The following is a 19242-nucleotide window of genomic DNA, read 5'->3' on the forward strand; positions in this document are numbered from 1 at the left end:
GTCGACGAGAACTCTTCCGTTGTTCAACCACCCGGCATTCAGGGGGCCTTGACAGGTCACACCGTCCGCAGCAGCCGCCCGATCTCCAGTTGCCCGGGCTCGAGCGGGTCGCCGTCCGCCACGTTCCACAGGCAGTTCTGCAGGACGCGGCCGAGGGACCAGGCGCGGGCCCGCTCCCGGTCCAGCCCGAGGACGTCGGTCATGGCGTCGAAGCGCCACCGGGTCTCGGCCGGGTCGTAGCGGTTGTCGAGGGCGGGGAGCAGGTCGAACCCGGGGTCGCCGGCCAGCGGTTTCGGGTCGATGGCGAGCCAGGGGGCGCGGTCCGCGGCGAGGACGTTGTCGTAGTGCAGGTCCCAGTGCAGCAGCCGGTCGCCGGGCTCGTCGACGACCTCGCGCACGGCGGCGGCGCAGTCGGCGACCAGCCGGCGGTCCGCCGGGTCCGGGACGCGCTCCAGGACCCGCGGTGTCCGCTCCAGCATGCCCCGCGCGATGTCGCCGAGGCGGCGCACGCCGGGCGGCGCGGGGGTGGCGGTGAGGTGGGCGAGCAGCCGGGCGATGACGAGGACGGCCTCGCGGGAGTCCTGGACGCGGCTGAGCATGCGGGCCGCGTCGAGGCGCTCCAGGAGCATGGTGCCGGTGGCCGCGTCGTGATCGAGCAGCCGCACCGCCCCGTCGCCGTCCCACAGCCGCAGGGCGACGGGTTCGCCCTCGGTCTCCTCGTCGAGGATCTGGAGCTTCAGCACGGCCGGTGTGCCGTCACGGCGTACGACGGGCAGCACGAGGGCCGCCCAGCCGTGCATCGAGGGCCCGTCGAGACGCAGCTCCCAGCGGTCCAGGAAGCCGGCCGCCAGCGCGGGCAGCCCGTCGACGAAGGCGCGGCCCGCCGCGCCGTTGTACTTCGCCTGGGAGGCGGCGAGGGCGTCCGGTACGTCGATCACGTCGGCCGACGCTACCGGTGGCCGGCCCGGCGGTCACGGGAGTATCCGGCTCCCGGCGGGCCCCGGGGCCCGGAAACTCGACGGAATCCGAAGGAGACATGCGCCGTCCACCGGGGCTAACGTCCTGACCATGAGCAGCTCGACCAGCGGCGTCGTCAACGGTGGCATCTCCTTCTGGTACGCGGACGACGGTCTCCCGGCGGCGGTGCGGGAGCCGCTGGCCGGTGACGCGTCGGCGGACGTGGTGATCGTCGGCGGCGGATACACGGGACTGTGGACGGCGTTCTACCTCAAGCAGGCCGCCCCCTTCCTGCGGATCACCGTCCTGGAGCAGAAGTTCTGCGGCTACGGCGCCTCCGGCCGCAACGGCGGCTGGCTCTACAACGGCGTCGCGGGCCGCGGCCGGTACGCGAAGCTGCACGGCCACGAGGCGGCCGTCCGCCTCCAGCGGGCCATGAACGACACCGTCGACGAGGTGATCCGCGCCGCCGGGGCCGAGGGCATCGACGCCGACGTCCACAAGGGCGGGGTCCTCGAAGTGGCCCGCACGCCCGCGCAGGCCGCCCGGCTGAAGGCCTTCCACGAGGCCGAACTGGCCTTCGGCGAGAAGGACCGCGAGCTGTACGGCGCCCGGGAGACGGCCGAGCGGATCAGGGTCGCCGACGCGGTCGGCTCGACCTGGACGCCGCACGGGGCCCGGCTGCACCCGGTGAAACTGGTGAAGGGCCTCGCGGCGGCCGTGGAGCGCCTCGGCGTGACCCTCCACGAGTCGACGCCGGTGACGGAGATCCGGCCCCGGCACGCGGTGACCCCGTACGGCACCGTCCGCGCGCCCTACGTCCTGCGCTGCACGGAGGGCTTCACCGCCTCCCTCAAGGGCCAGCGGCGGACCTGGCTGCCCATGAACTCCTCGATGATCGCCACCGAGCCGCTGACCGACGCGCAGTGGGAGTCGGTCGGCTGGGCGGACCGCCAGACCCTCGGCGACATGGCGCACGCCTACATGTACGCCCAGCGCACCGCCGACGGCCGGATCGCGCTGGGCGGGCGCGGCGTGCCGTACCGCTTCGGCTCCCGCACCGACAACGACGGCACCACGCAGGCGGCGTCCGTCGAGGCCCTGCGCGCGATCCTGGTCCGCTTCTTCCCCTCCCTCGCCGGACTGCGCGTCGAGCACGCCTGGTCGGGTGTCCTGGGCGTGCCCCGCGACTGGTGCGCGACCGTCACCCTGGACCGTTCCACGGGCCTCGGCTGGGCGGGCGGCTACGTCGGCTCCGGCGTCGCCACCGCCAACCTCGCCGCGCGCACCCTGTGCGACCTGGTCCAGCAGGACTCGGGACAGGGCGGCCGCACCGACCTCACCGGCCTGCCCTGGGTGAACCACCGGGTGCGCCGATGGGAACCGGAGCCGCTGCGCTGGCTCGGCGTCCAGGGCATGTACGCCGTCTACCGCGAGGCCGACCGGCGCGAACGCACGAGCCACCGCGCCGGGTCGTCCCGGCTGGCACGGATCGCCGACCGGGTGGCCGGACGGAGTTGAGCCGGGCGGGGTCGAGCCGGGGTTGAGCCCGCCGGGATCGAGCCGGACGGGCTGAGCCGGACGGGCTGAGCCGGACGGGCTGAGCCCGCCGGGGTGAAGTCCGCTGGGGTGAAGTCCGTCGGGGTGAAGTCCGCTGGGGTGAGCTCCGTCGGGGTGAAGTCCGCTGGGGTGAAGTCCGCTGGGGTGAGCTCCGCCGGGGTGAGCTCCGTCGGGGTGAAGTCCGCCGGGGTGGCGCCCGTAGGTGTCGACTTGCCGGGACGCGCTTGTCGGGACGCGCTTGTCGGGACGCGCTTGTCGGGACGCGCTTGTCGGGACGCGCTTGTCGGGGGTCCCGCGTGCGGTGGGGCCCCGCCCCTAGGCCACCGGTTCCGGCACCGGCCGGTCGGCCGGGGTGCCGTGTTCGGGGGCCTTCGCCGTCACCATCAGGCCCGCGATCAGGCCCGCCAGCAGCATGACGCCGGCGGCCAGCCAGATGGCGACCGTGTAGCCGTGGACGATGCCCTCCCTGACGACCGACTCCCGCTGCGACGGGTCGGTGAGGTGGGAGGCGATGTAGGAGGCGCTGGTGCTGGTGGCGATCGTGTTGAGCAGTGCCGTGCCGATGGAGCCGCCCACCTGCTGCGAGGTGTTGACCGTCGCCGAGGTCACGCCGGAGTCCCGCGGGGCCACCCCGGCGGTGGCCGTGGAGAAGACCGGCATGAAGGTCAGGCCCATGCCGAGGCCCATCAGGATCAGCGCGGGCAGGATCTCGGTGGCGTACGCCGAGTCCACGGTCATCTGGGTGAGGATCACCATCCCGCCGGAGGCGAGGAGCATGCCGGGGACCATCAGCATGCGCGGGCCCACGCGGCGCAGCAGCCGGGCCGAGATCTGGGTGGAGCCGATGACGATCATGACGGTCATCGGCAGGAACGCCAGGCCGGTCCGCACGGGGGAGTATCCGAGGATGGTCTGGAGGTAATAGGTCATGAACAGGAACATCCCGAACATGCCGATGACGGCCAGCATCATCGTGAGGAAGCAGCCGGCGCGGTTGCGGTCGCGGATGACGTGCAGCGGCAGCAGGGGGCTCGGGGCACGGGTCTGCCACCACACGAAGACCGCGAGGAGTACGACGCCCGCGGCGAACAGCGCCAGCACCAGCGGGTCGGTCCAGCCGCGGGGCTGCGCCTCGCTGAAGCCGTAGACGAGCGAGACCAGGCCGCCGCAGCCGAGGAACACGCCGGGGACGTCGAGGCGGGCGCCGGTGTGGCCGGGGCGGTCGTGCAGCAGCACGAAGGCGCCGATCACGGCGGCGACGGCGATGGGAACGTTGACGTACAGGCACCAGCGCCAGTTCAGGTACTCCGTGAGCACACCGCCGACGACGAAACCGACCGCGGCGCCACTGCCCGCCAGCGTGCCGTAGATGCCGAAGGCCTTCCCGCGTTCCTTCGGTTCGGTGAACGTGGTCGCCAGCAGCGACAGCGCGGACGGCGCGAGTACGGCGGCGAAGACCCCCTGGAGGGCACGGGCGCCGAAGAGCATCGCCGGGGTGGTGGCGGCGCCGCCGATCGCGGAGGCGGCGGCGAAGCCGATCAGGCCGATGACGAAGGTGCGTTTGCGGCCCACCAGGTCCGCGACCCGGCCGCCGAGCAGCAGCAGACCGCCGAAGGCGAGGGTGTAGGCGGTGATCACCCACTGGCGGTTGCTGTCGGACATGCCCAGGTCGCGCTGCGCGGAGGGCAGCGCGATGTTCACGATGGTCGCGTCGAGGACGACCATCAGTTGGGCCAGGGCGATCACCACCAGCCCCCACCAGCGGCGGGGATCGGCTTCCGCGGGCGCGGCCGGCTGACCTGTCCGGGTGCCACTCATCTGGCCAGAAGACCATGAATGCGGACGTATCGCATCCTGTTCCGCGGCCGCTTCCGCCCGTCGTCGCCAGGCTGTGGTGGGCCGCGCCCGCCCCGCCCGACGGCCTCAAGCATGCTTGAGGTCAAGCTCCCGCCGGCCGAGGGCCAGGGACACCGCCGTCAGGGCGCTGTTGAAGGACACCTCCGACAGCAGCCCCGGCGCGGCGACCTGGTCACCGGCGAGGTAGACACCGTCGCCGCGGTCGACGGCGGGCCGGTCGCGCCAGGTGGTGCCGGGCAGGTCGACGGCGCCGGTACGGCCGTTCGCGACCGCCTCGCGCCGCCAGGCGACGCGCTCGCGCCAGCCGGGGAAGCCCAGGTCGAGCAGTTCCTCGGCGCGGGCGGTGCCGTCGGCCCTGGACTCGTGGGGCGCGATGGGGATCTGCCCCTGGATCAGCTCCTCGCCCGCCGGCGCCAGGGTGCGGTCCTGTGCGGTGAACCGCTCGATCCAGCCCGGCGCGTCCAGGTCGGAGACCGCGAAGGCGTCACCGCGCCGGGTTCGCAGCGCCAGGTCGATCAGGGTGGTGCGCCCGCTCGGCCAGGTCGGTGTGGACTCGCCCAGCAGGCGCCGGGCGGCGTCGAGGGAGGTGGCGACGACGACCGGGGCGCCGGCCGGGAGCGCGTCGACGCGGGAGAGCGTCTCCACCCGGACCCCGAGGTTCCACGCGAGGGCGGCCATCCGGTCGATCACCCCGGACCAGCCGCCGCGCGGGTAGTGCGCCTCGGGTGGCAGCTTGGCGGCCCGGCGCAGCCGCTCCTGCACGAAGGCGGCGGACAGCGAGCCGGGGTCGTGGTGGAAGAGGGCGACGGCGCAGTAGTGCGCGGCGGCCCGGGCACCCTCCTCACCCGCGATGCCGGTCGCCCAGGTCAGGAAGTCGGCGTCGACGGGGGCCGGTCCCACGCCCCGGCGCAGCAGCTTGAGCATGGCGAAGGGCGGGGTGCGGCGCAGCGCTCCCTTGTGCCGCAGTCGCAGCCGGGCCGCCTCCAGCGGGGGGATGGGCGCGAGCGGACCGATCAGGTCGCGCTGCTTGAGCCACGCCCAGTGCGGGCCGCCGTTGTAGAGGGCGTGCGGGCCGTCGTTGGTCCGGTAGGGGCCGTCGGCCGTCCGGGCCCGTCCGCCGAGCGTGTGGTGTGCCTCGTGGACGGTGACCTCGGCCCCCGCCTCGGCGGCGGTGATGGCCGCGGTGAGTCCGGCGAAGCCGCCGCCGATGACGGTGATGCGCTGCATGGCTGGGATCTCCCTCGGGTCGGGGCGCCTTGCGTGGTGCCTGTCTGCCGGTACGACGGACCGGCGGGCGCCGTATGTGACATGGAGCCGGGCGGACGGGCGTCCGCGCAGCTCACCGCGGGTTGTCAGTGGTGGGGTGCAGCATGGGGGCATGGCGAGGAGAGCGGCGGGCGGCGGCGGGGGCACGGCGAGGAGAGCGGCGGGCGGCGGCGGGGCCGCGGCGAAGGTGCGGGCGGCGCGGCGCCCGGAGCTGCGGCTGCCGCCGCTGGAGCCGTACGAGGGAAGCGGGCTGGAACCGGACGGGGACTACGACGGGCTGGAGTTCCGGGACACGGACCTCGCCGGCCAGGACGGCGTGGGCGCCCGTTTCATGGACTGCGCGCTGACGGGGTGCGCGCTGGACGAGGCGTCCCTGCGCCGGGCCCGGCTGCTCGACTCGGTCCTCACCGGCGTCCGGGGCGTCGGTGTGGACCTCGCCGAGGCGACCCTGCGCGACGTCGAGCTGGTCGACGCCCGCCTGGGCGGCACCCAGTTGCACGGCGCCGTCCTGGAACGGGTACTGATCCGCGGCGGCAAGATCGACTATCTGAACCTGCGGCGGGCCCGGCTCAAGGACGTCGTCTTCGAGAGCTGTGTCCTGGTCGAGCCGGACTTCGGGGGCGCCCGCCTGGAGCGCGTCGAGTTCGTGGACTGCGCCCTGAAGGCGGCGGACCTCAGCGCGGCGACCCTCACCGACGTGGACCTGCGCGGCGCCGCCCCGCTGGAGCTGGCCCGGGGCGTGGACCGGCTGTCGGGCGCGGTGATCAGCCCGGACCAGCTACTGGACCTGGCGCCGGTGCTGGCGGCGGAGCTGGGGCTGCGGGTGCTGGCGGGAGAGTAGGCGTGCGGGAGCCGGCAGGGGAGCGGGCGGCGGTCCGCGGCGCTCAGGAGACCCGCGGGAAGCGGGCCTGGAGGGTCCAGATCGCCGGGTTGTCCGCCAGGTCGTCGTGCATGTCGGTGAGGTCGGCGATCACGTCGTGCAGGAAGTCGCGGGCCTCCCGGCGCAGTTCGGCGTGGGAGAAGGAGAGCGGGGGCTCGGTCTCCGGCAGCCACTCCGCCTCGATGTCGACCCAGCCGAAGCGGCGCTCGAAGAGCAGGCGGTCGGTGGACTCGGTGAAGTCCAGCTCCGCCCGCTGCGGCCGGGCCGCCCGGGAGCCCGCCGGATCCCGGTCGACACGCTCCACGATGTCGCACAGCGCCCAGGCGAAGTCCAGCACCGGCACCCATCCCCAGGCTGTGGAGAACTCCCGGTCCGCCTTGGTGTCGGCGAGATACACGTCTCCGCAGAACAGGTCGTGCCGCAGCGCGCGGACGTCCGCGCGGCGGTAGTCCGTTTGCGGCGGGTCGGGGAAGCGGTTGGAGAGGGCGTAGCCGATGTCGAGCACGCAGGTGATGGTGTCACGGCACCGGGCCCGGCCGCGTCGCCGCGGGTAGGCCGGGGGCCGGCCGGCAGTCGCCGCCGGGCCGCCGGGGGCCGACCGGGAGTCGCCGCCGTGTCGTCGGGGGCCGGCCAGGAAATCGTCGCCGTGTCGTCGGGGGGCCGGTCGGGAGGTCGTCGCCGTGTCGTCGGGGAGGGGGCCGGTCGGGAGGTCGTCGCCGCTTCGTGGCGGGTCAGTCCGGGGCCACGGCCCGGCGGACGCTCTCCCGCAGCAGGTCGCGGCGCCGCTCGTGCGACTGAGGGGGCTCGTCGGCGGTCGCCGCGTAGACGTTGCTGACCGGTGACCAGGCCATGGACATCGCGATGACCAGTGCCATCACATCGAACGGGTCCCCCTGCCGCACCCGCCCCGCCGCCTGGGCCGCGGCGATGGCGCGCAGCTTGGCGTCGTCGAGGCGGTCGGGGTCGTCGACGAGGTGACCCGAGGGGCGCCGTTCCAGGCGTGCCCAGGTGGCCAGGCGGATCAGGTCGGGCCGGCGGAGGTACTCGTCGTAGAGGCGCACGGCCCAGTCGGCGAGGTCGGCGGCGTCGATCGGGACGACGTTCACGATCCGTTCCAGCGAGCCGAAGAAGATCGCGTCGAACAGCCCTTCCTTGTTGCCGAAGTAGGCGTAGAGCTGCGCCTTGTTGGTGCGCGCGGCGGCCACGATCCGTTCGATCCGCGCTCCGGCGATCCCGTGCTCGGCGAACTCCCGCGTCGCCTCCTCGAGGATGCGCCGGTAGGTCGCGGCTCCGCGCGGGGTCAGGGGCTGGTCGGGCATACCCGCAGGCTACCAAACAGAACAGTTGGTTTACTCAGCCGCCGATCCGCGTTACGGTCAAACAGACAGAACAGTCTGTTTGGAAGGAGCGTCGTCATGAGGACCACGACTGGCTGGCAGGCGGAGGACGGCACGGCGGGCATGGCGGGCACGGCGGGCACGGCGGTGGCGCCGCTGCGGCGGGTGCCGCTGCACCGGCGCGACCTGCGCCCCGACGACCTCGCCGTCCGGGTGGACTACTGCGGCGTCTGCCACACCGACCTGCACTCCGTCCGGTCCCGTGCCGCCGGGGGAGACCCGTACCCCGGAGGCCCGCACCCCTTGGTGCCGGGACACGAGTTCACGGGCGTGGTCACCGAGACCGGGCCCGAGGTCACCGGCTTGCGCGTCGGTGACCCGGTCGCGGTCGGCAACATCGTCGACTCCTGCGGCGCGTGCGCCATGTGCCGGGCCGGACAGGAGAACTTCTGCCACGCGTTCCCCACCCTGACCTACGGCGGCACCGACCGCGTCGACGGTACGGCCACCCTCGGGGGCTACTCCCGCGAGTACGTGGTCCGCGAGCGGTTCGCCCACGCCCTGCCCGCCGGCCTGGACCCGGCCGCCGCCGCACCGCTGCTCTGTGCCGGAGTCACCGTCTGGGAGCCCCTGCGCGCCCTCGGAGCCGGACCGGGCACCCGCGTCGCCGTGGCGGGACTGGGCGGACTGGGCCACCTCGCGGTGAAGCTGGCCGTCGCCCTCGGCGCCGACACGACGGTGATCACCCGGTCACCGGACAAGGCCGGGGACGCCCGTCGTCTCGGCGCCCACGGCGTCGTGGTCTCCACGGACCCGGAACAGATGGCCGCCGCCCGCGATCGCTTCGACATCGTCGTCGACACGATCTCCGCCCCGCACGACCTCGGCCCCTACCTCCGCCTGGTCGCCCTGGACGGCACGCTCAGCCACGTCGGGCACCTGGGACCGGTCACCGTGGAGACCCTCGACCTGCTCATCGGCCGCAAGAAACTCAGCTCCGCGGGCAGCGGCGGTTGCGGGTCCACCGCCGACATGCTGGCCTTCTGCGCCGAACACCGTGTCACGGCCGACATCGAACTCCTCCCCTCGGCCCGCGTGAACGAGGCCCTCGAGCGCCTCGGGCGCAACGACGTCCGCTACCGCTTCGTGCTCGACATGTCCGACCTGGACTGACCCGGCCCGGCCCTGGGCGGCGGCCCAACAGCGCTCGTGAGCGGGTAGGTCGCCCCGGTGATCCTCGCTCCCCTCCCGCTCGCCCCGGACCACGACATCCCGGGCCCCCTCCTCACCGAGCTCACCGTCCTCTACGCCTCGAACCGCGCCTTCCACGCGCTCGGCGGCGAGTTCCCCGACCCGGACGACGTCCGTCCGGAGCAGGTGGCGGCGGCGCTGGCCGACGAGTTGGCGCGGCCGGGGGCCGAGGTACTGCTCGCCAGGGACGCGGGCCGGCTGGTCGGGGTCGCGCTCGCCCGGCACCCGGCCCCCATCTCGCCGCGGCCCACGCCGCGGACGGCTTCCTCACCTGGCGCTGGTGGACCCGGAAGGAACTCGACGAGGCCTCCGAGGCGCTCTGGCCGCCGGACCTGGCCCGGCTGCTCGACGCGTTCGAGGCCCCGTGGGCACCCGAGGGGCGCGCCTGAGACGGGGCGGTGTCTCACGGGCTCTCCGGCCGGCCCTCCCCGTACAGCCAGTCCTCCCAGATCTCCGTGAAGTCCTCGTCCGGCTCCGACTTCTCCACGTACGCCGTGAAGTCCTCGGTGTCCGCGTTGCCGTGGCGGTGAGCGGCGGCCCAGCCCCGCAGGAGGTCGAGGAAGGCCTCGTCGCCGACCGTCTGGCGGATCTTGTGCAGGACCATCGCGCCGCGCTGGTAGACCGGGCTCGCGGAGATGCGTGCCGCGTCCGGCGGGTCCGCGGGCGGGAAGGCCCAGATCGAGGCGTTCGCGTCCTCGTCGGGGTAGTAGGTCCCGTCGTAGAGCGCGTCGAAGGTCTCCTGCGCGGTGTCGCCGCCCTCGTCCTCCTCCCACAGCCACTCGGCGTAGGTGGCGAAACCCTCGTTGAGCCACATGTCCCGCCAGGTCACGGGGCTGACGGAGTTGCCGTACCACTGGTGGGCGAGTTCGTGGACGAGCAGGACGGTGTCGGGGGCGCCGGGGAAGTAGGGCCGGTTCTGGGTCTCCAGGGCGTAACCGGCGTCCTCCACCCGGTCGACGATCGCGCCGGTGGAGGAGAAGGGATACGGGCCGAAGTTCTCCTCGGCCCACTCCACGACCTCGGGGATCCGCCCCAGGACCTGCCGGCTCGCACCTGCCTGCTCCGGGTCGACGGCCGTGTACACCGGCAGGCCGTCGCCGGTGGTGTAGCGGTCGGTCTTCCACTCGCCGACGGCGACCGTGACCACGTGGCTCGACATCGGCTCGGCGGTGTGCCAGGTGAACGTCGTACGGCCGTCGCGGGTGTCCTCGTCCGTCAGCTCGCCGTTCGAGACGGCCCCGAGCCCCTCCGGCACGGTCACCGCGAGGTCGTACGTGGCCTTGTCGGAGGGGTGGTGGCTGCCGGGGAACCAGGCCATCGAGCCCGTCGGCTGGCCGAGTCCGACCGCGCCGTCCTCGGTGGGCAGCCAGCCCTCCTCGGAGCCGTCGGGGTCGGTCACCGTCACCGGGTCGCCGGTGTAGCGGACCGTCACGCGGAACGTCTCCCCTTCGTCCAGCTCGTCGGCCGGGCGGACGGTCAGCTCCTGTCCGGCCCGGTTGAAGCGGGCGTCCCGGCCCTCCACGGCGACCTTCTCGACGTCCAGCCCCTTGAGGTCGAGGTTGAAGGCGGACAGTTCCCGGGTGGCGCGGGCGGTGATCGTCGCGCTGCCCGTGAGGTGCTCGGCGTCGGGGTCGTAGGTCAGGGTCAGGTCGTAGTGGCCGACGTCGTAGCCGCCGTTGCCCGCCTTGGGGAAGTACGGGTCGCGCACGCCCGAGCCGCCGGGGGTGCCGTCGACCCCGCCGGCACCGCTGCACGCCGCGAGGGCGGTGACGATGGCGGCGGCTACGAGCGGGCGGGTGATGCGCACGTCATGATCCTATGAGGCGTTTCACGTGAAACGCCCGTTGGGACCGGTTGTTGAGGCCTGTCGGGGGACTCCGGTGGGTCTTTCCGAAGGGCTCCAGGGACCCCGAGGAGAGGCTCCCGAGAACCCCGGAGAGGGCGGAGGACTCACAAGGCCCGCGCCCACGTCCGGGGCGCCGCCACCGTCGCCGAGCACAACCTCACCGAGGCCCGCCGCTTCGTCCACGACCTCGCCCCCGCCGACCTCGCCCGCGCCCTGTTCATCGGCGAGGCCACGGTGAAGACCCACCTGCGACGCAGCTACGAGAAGCTGGGCGTCGACACCCGCGCGGGCGCGGCCGCGGTGGCGAAGGAGCAGCGTCTGCTGCCGTGAAGCTCTTGCCGGCCGTAAACCCTCCCGTGCCACCTGCCCGCCGCGACGCCCTCCCGTGCCTCCGCCCGTCGCGACGCCCGCCCACGCCACCTGCCCGTCGCGACGCCCACCCGTTGCCCCCGCCCGCCGCGACGCCCGCCGTGACACCCCGCCGCCGTGACGCCGTGGCCGTGAACCCTGCCGTGACGACGCCGAAGGCCCCCCGGCGCACGGCCGGGAGGCCTTCGTACGGAACGAACGGGCGGGTGAACGTCAGACGTTCACACCGAAGTCCTGGGCGATGCCCACCAGGCCCGAGGCGTAGCCCTGGCCGACGGCGCGGAACTTCCACTCGGCGCCGTTGCGGTACAGCTCGCCGAAGACCATGGCGGTCTCGGTGGCCGCGTCCTCGGACAGGTCGTAGCGGGCGATCTCGGCGCCGCCGGCCTGGTTGAGGATGCGGATGTAGGCGTTGCGCACCTGGCCGAAATTCTGCGAACGGTTCTCGGCGTCGTAGATCGACACCGGGAAGACGATCTTCTCGATGTCGGCCGGGAGGCCTGCCAGGTTGACGTTGATCGCCTCGTCGTCGCCGGCGCCCTCGCCGGTGCGGTTGTCACCGGTGTGGACGATCGTGTTGTCCGGCGTCTGCTTGTTGTTGAAGAACACGAAGTGGCCGTCGGAGTAGACCTTGCCCTGCGTGTTGACCGCGATCGCGGAGGCGTCGAGGTCGAAGTCGGTGCCGGTGGTGGTACGGACGTCCCAGCCGAGCCCCACGGTGACTTCGGTCAGGCCCGGAGCCTCCTTGGTGAGCGAGACGTTGCCACCCTTGGACAGGCTTACAGCCATTGTTGGGAGTCCCTTCCCTCGTTTACGTACGGCAAGAAAGCTACAGCTACCCCCATGAACGACGAGGGGGGTACACAAGGTTCCAGCTCTCTTTACTTTCTTTACCGAGGCCGGGGTCAGGATATTGGGGTGACGTGGGCCGCCCGGGGACGGGAACATGGACGGCATGTCCGGTCCCCATGTCATCCGCGGCTCCGTCTCCCTGCCCGAGGCCGAGCTCGTCTGGCGTTTCTCGCGCTCCTCCGGGCCGGGCGGGCAGCACGTCAACACCACGGACACGGCGGTGGAGCTCCGCTTCGACCTGGCGCGGACCGAGGTGCTGCCCGAGGTGTGGAAGCGGCGGGCGCTGGAGCGGCTGGCCGGGCGCCTGACCGACGGGGTCGTCACCGTCCGCGCCTCCGAGCACCGCTCGCAGTGGCGCAACCGCGAGACCGCCGCCGTACGCCTCGCCGCCCTCCTGGCCGAGGCCACCGCGCCCCCGCCCAGGCCCCGCAGGGCGACCCGCGTCCCGCGCGGTATCAACGAACGCCGGCTGCGGGAGAAGAAGCAGCGCTCGCAGACCAAGCGGGGCCGCTCCCCGAAGAACTGGGACTAGGACAGGCCCCGGCTAGTCCAGCTCGAGCACGCCCACCGTCTCGCCCTCGCTCGTCGTCCCGTCGGGCCGGAAGCCCAGGCCCAGATAGAAGCCCTCGGGGCCGTTCGGGCCCGGGTGCCACGTCACGTGGCACTCCTTGCCGCCGCGGCGCCGGATCTCCGCCGTCACCGAGTCCACGGCGAAGCGGCCGTAGCCCCGGCCCTGCTCGCCGGCCGCGATGTTCAGCCGCCACAGCCCGGAGCGCCGCACGCTGCCGTCCTCGTACCAGTCGATGTCGAAGAAGGCCATGAGGAAGCCGACGGGCCGGTCGCCGTCGAGGATCAGGCGGGGCCAGGCGGTCTCGTGATGGACGTAGGCCTCGGCGAGGGACTTCACCACCGGGTCGACCGCGAACTCCTGGTCGGGGCGCACCCGTATGCCGGTGGCGGCCTCGAAGTTCGCGGAGGTGATCTCTTCGAGGCGGAGCGTCGAGCTGGTCGTCATGCGCGCACCCTAGGCGGGCGCCTCACGAGGGACGAGCGAATATCCGCTCACCCCAACTGCCGGTACCGCCCCTTGAAGTACGCCAGCGGCCCCCCGTCCGCGCTCGGCAGCGAGGCGGTCAGCACGCGGCCGATCACCAGGGTGTGGTCCCCGGCCGGCACCCGCTGCTCGGTGCGGCACTCCAGGGTCGCCAGGGCGCCGCCCACCAGAGGCGCCCCGCTCGCCTCGCCCCGCAGGCAGGAGAGGTCCGCGAAGAGGAGCCGGTCGCTGACGCGGCCCTTCATCGCGAAGCGGCCCGCGATGTGCCGCTGGCTCTCGGACAGGACGGAGACCGCCCACAGGGGCTGCTCGTCGAGCAGGTCGTCCATGCGGGAGCCCTCGCGCAGGCTGACCAGGACCAGCGGCGGGTCCAGGGAGACCGACATGAAAGCCGTGGCGGTCATCCCGACGTCCTCGCCGGCCGGCGCCTGCGGGTCGTCGGGGTCGAGCGGCGGCTCCTGCGCGGTCACCAGGACCACGCCCGAGGCCAGCCTGGACATGGCGGCACGGAACTCCTCGTTGCTCACCCCCTCAGCATGCCCGGCGGCGGGCGACGGCAGCGGGAGCGCGGGGGACGCGGGGGGCGTGAGGGAAGGAGTGTTCGGCACCCCGCCACGCTAATCGGCGGGCCGCCGAGGGGGCATCGGGCCCCGGTCCCAACCGGGACCTAGGACCACAGAAGGAGGCCCCGGCCGGCCCTGGAAGAAGTCCCGGGCGGGCTCTGGAACAAGTCCCGGGCGGGCCCGGGAGGAGACGTGCGCATACCTACAAACTTTGCGTTCAGTAAACACACAGGGAAAGCGCAGAAACACCACTCAATTGTTCATCTTTCGCTGTGACTTGAGTCACAAGAAGCGGTAATTGTTGACCCTGTGTACCGAGTGGGGAGCGCGCTGTGATTCAGTGGCGGGGAACCTGGAAGGGCACCATCAGCAAAGGCGCCGAAGAGAACCCTTGATTCGCTGCGAGGTCTCGGGGGGAGGGCGAGCATGGAGACCGAGTCGGAGCCCTACGTCCGTCTTGCGTCCCTGCGTCAACTGCACCAGGCCATGGCCGACATGAACACGGCCCGCAGCCTGGCCGACACCCTGCAGACCGTGGCCGACGGCGTCGTCCAGGCCCTCGGGTACGAGCTGGCGTGCGTCAACCTGGTCCGCCCCGACGGCGACCTCGTCGTCGCCGCCTTCGCCGGCAACCAGGCCGCCGAGGCGCTGATCACCGGCCGGGTCGGCTCGCGCGACTCCTGGGAGCGCCGGCTCGGCATGGGCGAGCAGTGGGGCGACCTGATCTTCATACCCCACACCGAGGGCTGGATCCTCGACGAGGACGACGTCCCGCAGTGGTACACCGACGGGCCCGCGCCCCGCTTCGAGGACGAGTGGCACCCCTCGGACCGGCTCTTCGCCCCGATGTACGCGCCCGGCCCGCAGGGCGGCGGCAACAGCGGCGAGCTGGTCGGCGTCCTGTCCGTGGACCGGCCGCGCAACGGCCGCCGTCCCGGCGCCTGGGGCCGCGAGGCTTTGCAGATGTACGCGTTCCAGGCCGCCATCGCGATCAGCAACGCCCGGCTCCGCTCCAACATGCAGCGCGCACTGGTCCGCCTGGAGCGCGACCAGCAGGCGCTCAGGGCGAGCGAGGAGAGCTTCCGGCAGGCCTTCGAGTACGCACCCTCCGGCATGGCCATCGCCGAGATGGGCGGCGACCAGCACGGCCGGATCCTGCGCACCAACGACGCCCTGTGCCGCCTGCTGGGCCGCCCCGCCTCCGCGATGCGCCGCTACGCCTTCTCCGACCTCGTCCACCCCGAGGACATCGGCACCCTGCTGCGCACCTCCGCCGAGGGCGGCCGGGCCGAGCTGCGCCTGGGCCGCCGCGACGGCACCTACGTCTGGGTCTCCCTGCGCAACAGCGTCGTCGCCGACGCCGCCGACGGGCCCCGCTTCCTGCTCACCCACGTCGAGGACATCGAGGAGCGCAAGCGCCGCGAGCTCCAGCTCGCCCACCGCGCCTCCCACGACTCCCTCACCGGCCTGCCGAACTCCGCCGAGCTGCGCTCCCGCCTCGCCGCCCGGCTGTGCCAGCGCCCGCAGTCCGCGCACGCGGACGTGGCCGACGCCATGGACGCCGCCTACGGGCACTCCGCCGTCTTCGACTCCGGCGGCCACACCTTCGACTTCGGCGCGGTCACCGAGCCGTACGGCGCCTACGACCACCACGTGCACGCCGTCGCCCCCGAGGACGGCCGCGACGACGGCGCCAAGGGGCTCGCGGTCCTCTTCTGCGACCTGGACGGCTTCAAGTCGATCAACGACCGGTTCGGGCACAACGCCGGCGACGCCGTGCTCATCGAGGTCGCCCGCAGGCTCAGCGGCGGCGTCCGCGACGGCGACACGGTGGCCCGGCTCGGCGGCGACGAGTTCGTGATCCTCGCCAACGGGCTCGGCCGGGCCGACGCCCAGGACCTCGCCGTACGGCTGCGCAACGAGATCATCCAGCCGATCCGGGCCGAGGGACGGGCCGTCCGCGTGGGTGCCAGCTTCGGCATCGGATGGGCCCACTGCGGCATGACGGCGGACGAGGTGTTGAAGTCGGCTGACGAACGGATGTACGTCGAGAAACGATCTCGTCCCAAACAGCACCGCCGAGCCGGATGATCAGCAGGTCGGCGAGCTGATGCGGTGTGAGTCACCCTTTCGGGTCAGTGGGAGCGGGTAGGCTCGCCCTCTCACGACCCGTACCGCACACGCACCGCATCTGGTTAGGAGACCTAGGGATGACGCCCGGCAACAACGGCGCGAGCACGCCCGAGGACGACGACCCCTTCGGCTACCTCTACGCCGACGGGCAGGCCAACGGAGCCCAGCCGCCGTCCGGTGGCTACGGCTACCCGAACTCCGTCAACCGGGTGCGTCCCGTCGGCACACGGCAGTACGGGGCGCCGCAGGGCCAGGCCGCCTCGGCCGCCGCCTACGGCCAGGCCGCCCCGCAGCAGCAGGGTGCCTACGGCCGGCCCAACGCGCACTACGCGGCGCCGGAGACGCTCCCCGGCGGCGGCGCCCCGAACGGACCGCAGCAGCCGGGACGCGGCGCGGGCGGGGGCGGCGGACGCCGCGGCCCCAACACCAAGGGCCTGCTGATCGGGGCGGTCGCGGTCGTCGCCGCCGTGGTCATCGGCATCGCCGTGGCCATGACGAGCAGCGGCTCGGACGACGACAAGGGCGGCAACGAGGCCGGCGGCGGCACCGCTCCCACCCAGTCCGAGTCCACCGACCCGAGCCCGTCGGCGAGTGACGGCGCCGAGGAGGAGGTCGAGCTCCCGGCGGTCGAGGCGAAGGCGCTGCGGCTGTCGCCCGGTGTGGCGACGGCCTCGGAGATCGAGGGCGCCCGGTCGGACGGCGGCGTCTATGTGACGAACCTCAACCAGCCCGGTGCCTCGGTCACCTGGACCGTGAACGGCATCCCCGAGGACGGCCTCTACACCCTCTTCGCCGGGTACAGCGCGGCCGGCGAGGACCAGTCGATGACCCTGACGGTCAACGGCAAGGAGTTCGGCAGCAAGCTGAACCTGGGCAACTTCACCGGCGCCAAGGACGGCGACTTCGCCAAGGGCTGGACCAAGACCTACGCCTGGCCCACCCTGAACAAGGGCACCAACACGATCACACTCTCCTGCGGCGACGGCGACAAGTGCGACGTCCTGCTCGACCAGTTCTCCCTGAAGAAGGGCCAGGTCAAGGACTAGGCCCTGGTCGGCGGGCCGCAGCGCGGGCCGTCGGCCTCACGCCGCGTCCGCCTCCGCCGTCACCGCGACCCCGCGCCCGAGCAGCTCCTCGTACGCCGCCCGGTCGAACTCGCCCGCCACCGGTGCCGCCACCGTCGCCGCCGACAGGGCGACCGCGCGGCCCAGGCTCTCCGGCCATGGCAGGTGCTCGACCAGGCCGGAGAGCAGCCCCGCGACCGCCGAGTCGCCCGCGCCCGTCGGGTTGCCGTGGACACGGGCGGGCGGGGTGGCACGCCAGCGGCCCTCCGCGGTCACCGCGAGCAGCCCCTCGGCGCCGAGCGAGGCGACCACCGAGCGGGCGCCGCGGCGCCGGGCGGCCTGGGTGGCCCGCAGCGGCTCGTGCGAGCCGGTCAGCTCGGCCAGCTCGTCGGCGTTCGGCTTGATCAGGTCCGGACGGGCGGCGACCCCCCGGCGCAGCGGCTCCCCACTGGTGTCCAGCAGCACCGGCACGCCCGCGGCGCGCGCGGTGCGCACCAGCCCGGCGTAGGCGCCCACCGGTACGCCCGGCGGCAGGCTGCCGCACAGGGCCACCGCGCCGGCGCCGGCGAGCAGGTCCTCGTAGGCCTCCTGGAAGGCGTTCCACTCGGCGGGGGCGACGGCCGGGCCCGGCTCGTTGAGCTGGGTGGTGTCGCCGGTGCGCTCGTCGACGACGGCTATGGTGCGCCGGGTCGGCCCGGCGACCGGCAGCAGCGCGTCTCTCACCCCGCGCACGCCGGTGAGCCCCTCGCGCACGGCGTCCCCGGTGCCGCCGCCCGCGAAGCCGGTGACCGTCACCTCGTGGCCGAGGGCCGCCAGCACCCGGGCCACGTTCAGCCCCTTGCCGCCGGGCCGCTGAGTCACCCCGGTGACGCGGTGGGAGGCGTGCGGCCTGAGGCGCGGGACGCGGTAGGTGATGTCGAGAGCGGTGTTCAGCGTGACGGTGAGGATCATCCGTGTGGCCTGTGTCACCTGTGCCGACCTCCCCCGACGCCTGTGGCGGCCTTCCATGGACACGATCATGCCAAAAGGACGGCGGTCGGCCCACCCCCGGGGCAGGCCGCCGTGGACCGGCCCGGGGCCGGGCTCGGCGCCGGACTCCGAACGGATCAGCCCAGTTGGGGATCGACCACCCATTCGCCCCGGCGCATCACGCCCACCACGTCGAAGGCGGCGTCCAGGACCACGAGGTCGGCGTCCTTGCCGGGTTCCAGGGAGCCGACCCGGCCGTCCAGGCCGAGCAGCTTCGCCGGGTTGGCGGAGATCGCCGCGACGACGTCCTCGACGGGCAGCTCGTCCACCGTCACCGCCCGCTTGAAGGCGCGGTCCAGGGTGAGCGTGGAGCCCGCGATCGAGCCGCCCTCCACCAGGCGGGCCACCCCGTCCGCGACCTCGACCTCCATCGGGCCGAGCAGGTAGCGGCCGTCGCCGAAACCGGCCGCGTCCATCGCGTCGGTGACGAAGGCGACCCGGGCGGCGCCCGCGTGGTGGAAGGCGAGCCGGAGCGCGGCCGGGTGCAGGTGCGTGCCGTCGTTGATCAGCTCGACGGTGATCCGCTCGTCCTCCAGCAGCGCGGCGATCGGACCGGGGGAGCGGTGACCGAGCGGCGGCATCGCGTTGAACAGGTGCGTGGCGACGGTCGCGCCCGCGTCGATGGCCTGGAGCGTCTGCTCGTACGTCGCGTCGGTGTGCCCCACCGCCGCGATCACGCCGTGCTCCGCGAGCAGCCGTACGGAATCCAGGCCGCCCGGCAGCTCGGTGGCCAGCGTCATCATCCTCGCGTGGCCGTGCGCGGCGTCGATCAGCTTGCGGACCTCGGCCGGGTCGGGGTCGCGCAGTAGCTGCTCGTCGTGCGCGCCCTTGCGGCACGGGGAGATGAACGGTCCCTCGAAGTGGATGCCGGCGATGTCGCCCTGCTGGGCCAGTTCGGCGAGCACTCCGGCGTGCCGGGCGAGGAAGTCCAGGTCACCGGTGACGGCGGAGGCGACCAGCGTGGTGGTGCCGTGCCGGCGGTGGGTGCCGACGCCCTTGAGGATGTCCTCGGGGGTGCCGCCGGCGAAGGAGGCTCCGCCGCCGCCGTGATTGTGGATGTCGACGAAGCCGGGGACCACCCAGTGGCCCGACGCGTCGACGACTTCGGCCTGCGGGGGCGCCGTGTCCGCGATCCGCGTGCCGTCGACGATCACGCGGCCGTCGTCCACGGTCCCGGTGGGCAGTACCACCCGGGCACCGGCGAGAACCTTGCATGGGGCCATC

17 protein-coding genes and 2 pseudogenes are annotated in these 19242 nt (G+C 73.3%); 8 read left to right on the forward strand and 11 right to left on the reverse strand.

The features are described from left to right. Positions 1–56 precede the first annotated feature (56 nt). A complete protein-coding gene (locus B1H29_RS20460) occupies positions 57–938 on the reverse strand; it encodes an aminoglycoside phosphotransferase family protein (protein WP_055417551.1) in 882 nt (293 codons plus the stop codon). A 130-nt stretch (positions 939–1068) separates the two neighbouring features. Here B1H29_RS20460 and B1H29_RS20465 point away from each other — a divergent pair, with 130 nt between their 5' ends. Beyond that, positions 1069–2478 (forward strand): NAD(P)/FAD-dependent oxidoreductase, encoded by a 1410-nt coding sequence (locus tag B1H29_RS20465; protein WP_055417550.1) that lies wholly within the window; start codon positions 1069–1071, stop codon positions 2476–2478. Positions 2479–2832: 354 nt separating this feature from the next. Here the strand turns inward: B1H29_RS20465 and B1H29_RS20470 are convergent, their stop codons facing one another. Both B1H29_RS20470 and B1H29_RS20475 read right to left on the reverse strand, forming a co-directional pair. Beyond that, positions 2833–4335 carry an MFS transporter gene (locus B1H29_RS20470; RefSeq protein ID WP_055417549.1) on the reverse strand — a complete coding sequence of 501 codons (1503 nt, stop codon included), beginning with the start codon at positions 4333–4335 and terminating at the stop codon, positions 2833–2835. A 105-nt stretch (positions 4336–4440) separates the two neighbouring features. Beyond that, on the reverse strand, positions 4441–5601 hold the full coding sequence (locus B1H29_RS20475) for an NAD(P)-binding protein (RefSeq protein WP_055417548.1): 1161 nt from the start codon (positions 5599–5601) through the stop codon (positions 4441–4443). 151 nt (positions 5602–5752) lie between these two features. Between B1H29_RS20475 and B1H29_RS20480 the strand changes: the two genes are divergently transcribed. Further along, entirely contained in the window at positions 5753–6481 is a 729-nt protein-coding gene (locus B1H29_RS20480; RefSeq protein WP_079160341.1) for a pentapeptide repeat-containing protein, read from the forward strand. A gap of 43 nt (positions 6482–6524) precedes the next feature. On the opposite strand, the gene B1H29_RS20485 is transcribed toward B1H29_RS20480, so the two are convergent. Together B1H29_RS20485 and B1H29_RS20490 are read right to left on the reverse strand one after the other, a co-directional pair. Next, positions 6525–7025, reverse strand: a complete 501-nt coding sequence (locus tag B1H29_RS20485; protein WP_055417546.1) for a hypothetical protein — start codon at positions 7023–7025, stop codon at positions 6525–6527. 226 nt (positions 7026–7251) lie between these two features. After that, positions 7252–7839: a TetR family transcriptional regulator gene (locus B1H29_RS20490; RefSeq protein WP_055417545.1), complete on the reverse strand. Its 588-nt coding sequence runs from the start codon at positions 7837–7839 to the stop codon at positions 7252–7254. A 96-nt stretch (positions 7840–7935) separates the two neighbouring features. On the opposite strand from B1H29_RS20490, the gene B1H29_RS20495 reads away from it, so the two are divergent. Both B1H29_RS20495 and B1H29_RS39425 read left to right on the forward strand, forming a co-directional pair. Beyond that, positions 7936–9030, forward strand: a complete 1095-nt coding sequence (locus B1H29_RS20495; protein WP_055417544.1) for an NAD(P)-dependent alcohol dehydrogenase — start codon at positions 7936–7938, stop codon at positions 9028–9030. Positions 9031–9087: 57 nt separating this feature from the next. Further along, positions 9088–9357 (forward strand): annotated as a pseudogene (locus B1H29_RS39425) (DNA mismatch repair protein MutT); the annotation flags it as partial. Between the two features lie 154 nt (positions 9358–9511). Here B1H29_RS39425 and B1H29_RS20505 read toward each other — a convergent pair. Further along, positions 9512–10915 carry a M1 family metallopeptidase gene (locus B1H29_RS20505; RefSeq protein WP_055417543.1) on the reverse strand — a complete coding sequence of 468 codons (1404 nt, stop codon included), beginning with the start codon at positions 10913–10915 and terminating at the stop codon, positions 9512–9514. A 234-nt stretch (positions 10916–11149) separates the two neighbouring features. Here B1H29_RS20505 and B1H29_RS20510 point away from each other — a divergent pair. Then, a pseudogene (locus tag B1H29_RS20510) lies at positions 11150–11284 on the forward strand (LuxR C-terminal-related transcriptional regulator); the annotation flags it as partial. 252 nt (positions 11285–11536) lie between these two features. On the opposite strand, the gene B1H29_RS20515 reads toward B1H29_RS20510, so the two are convergent. After that, positions 11537–12112 (reverse strand): TerD family protein, encoded by a 576-nt coding sequence (locus B1H29_RS20515; protein ID WP_055417542.1) that lies wholly within the window; start codon positions 12110–12112, stop codon positions 11537–11539. Positions 12113–12269: 157 nt separating this feature from the next. On the opposite strand from B1H29_RS20515, the gene arfB reads away from it, so the two are divergent. Further along, on the forward strand, positions 12270–12707 hold the full coding sequence (arfB, locus tag B1H29_RS20520; protein WP_055417541.1) for an alternative ribosome rescue aminoacyl-tRNA hydrolase ArfB: 438 nt from the start codon (positions 12270–12272) through the stop codon (positions 12705–12707). A 12-nt stretch (positions 12708–12719) separates the two neighbouring features. Here arfB and B1H29_RS20525 read toward each other — a convergent pair whose 3' ends face one another. Next, a complete protein-coding gene (locus B1H29_RS20525) occupies positions 12720–13190 on the reverse strand; it encodes a GNAT family N-acetyltransferase (protein ID WP_055417540.1) in 471 nt (156 codons plus the stop codon). A 47-nt stretch (positions 13191–13237) separates the two neighbouring features. Beyond that, positions 13238–13837 carry a flavin reductase family protein gene (locus tag B1H29_RS20530; RefSeq protein WP_079160342.1) on the reverse strand — a complete coding sequence of 200 codons (600 nt, stop codon included), beginning with the start codon at positions 13835–13837 and terminating at the stop codon, positions 13238–13240. Between the two features lie 381 nt (positions 13838–14218). On the opposite strand from B1H29_RS20530, the gene cdgB reads away from it, so the two are divergent. Together cdgB and B1H29_RS20540 are read left to right on the forward strand one after the other, a co-directional pair. Beyond that, positions 14219–15883: a diguanylate cyclase CdgB gene (gene cdgB, locus B1H29_RS20535; RefSeq protein ID WP_055417538.1), complete on the forward strand. Its 1665-nt coding sequence runs from the start codon at positions 14219–14221 to the stop codon at positions 15881–15883. Between the two features lie 119 nt (positions 15884–16002). Beyond that, a complete protein-coding gene (locus B1H29_RS20540; RefSeq protein ID WP_055417537.1) occupies positions 16003–16971 on the forward strand; it encodes a hypothetical protein in 969 nt (322 codons plus the stop codon). A gap of 36 nt (positions 16972–17007) precedes the next feature. Here B1H29_RS20540 and B1H29_RS20545 read toward each other — a convergent pair whose 3' ends face one another. Beyond that, positions 17008–17940, reverse strand: a complete 933-nt coding sequence (locus B1H29_RS20545; protein ID WP_055417536.1) for a 1-phosphofructokinase family hexose kinase — start codon at positions 17938–17940, stop codon at positions 17008–17010. A gap of 155 nt (positions 17941–18095) precedes the next feature. Continuing rightward, positions 18096–19241 carry an N-acetylglucosamine-6-phosphate deacetylase gene (gene nagA / locus B1H29_RS20550; RefSeq protein WP_055417535.1) on the reverse strand — a complete coding sequence of 382 codons (1146 nt, stop codon included), beginning with the start codon at positions 19239–19241 and terminating at the stop codon, positions 18096–18098. Between the last annotated feature and the right edge of the window lies 1 nt (position 19242).

This window comes from Streptomyces pactum (assembly GCF_002005225.1).
GTDB lineage: Bacteria > Actinomycetota > Actinomycetes > Streptomycetales > Streptomycetaceae > Streptomyces > Streptomyces pactum_A.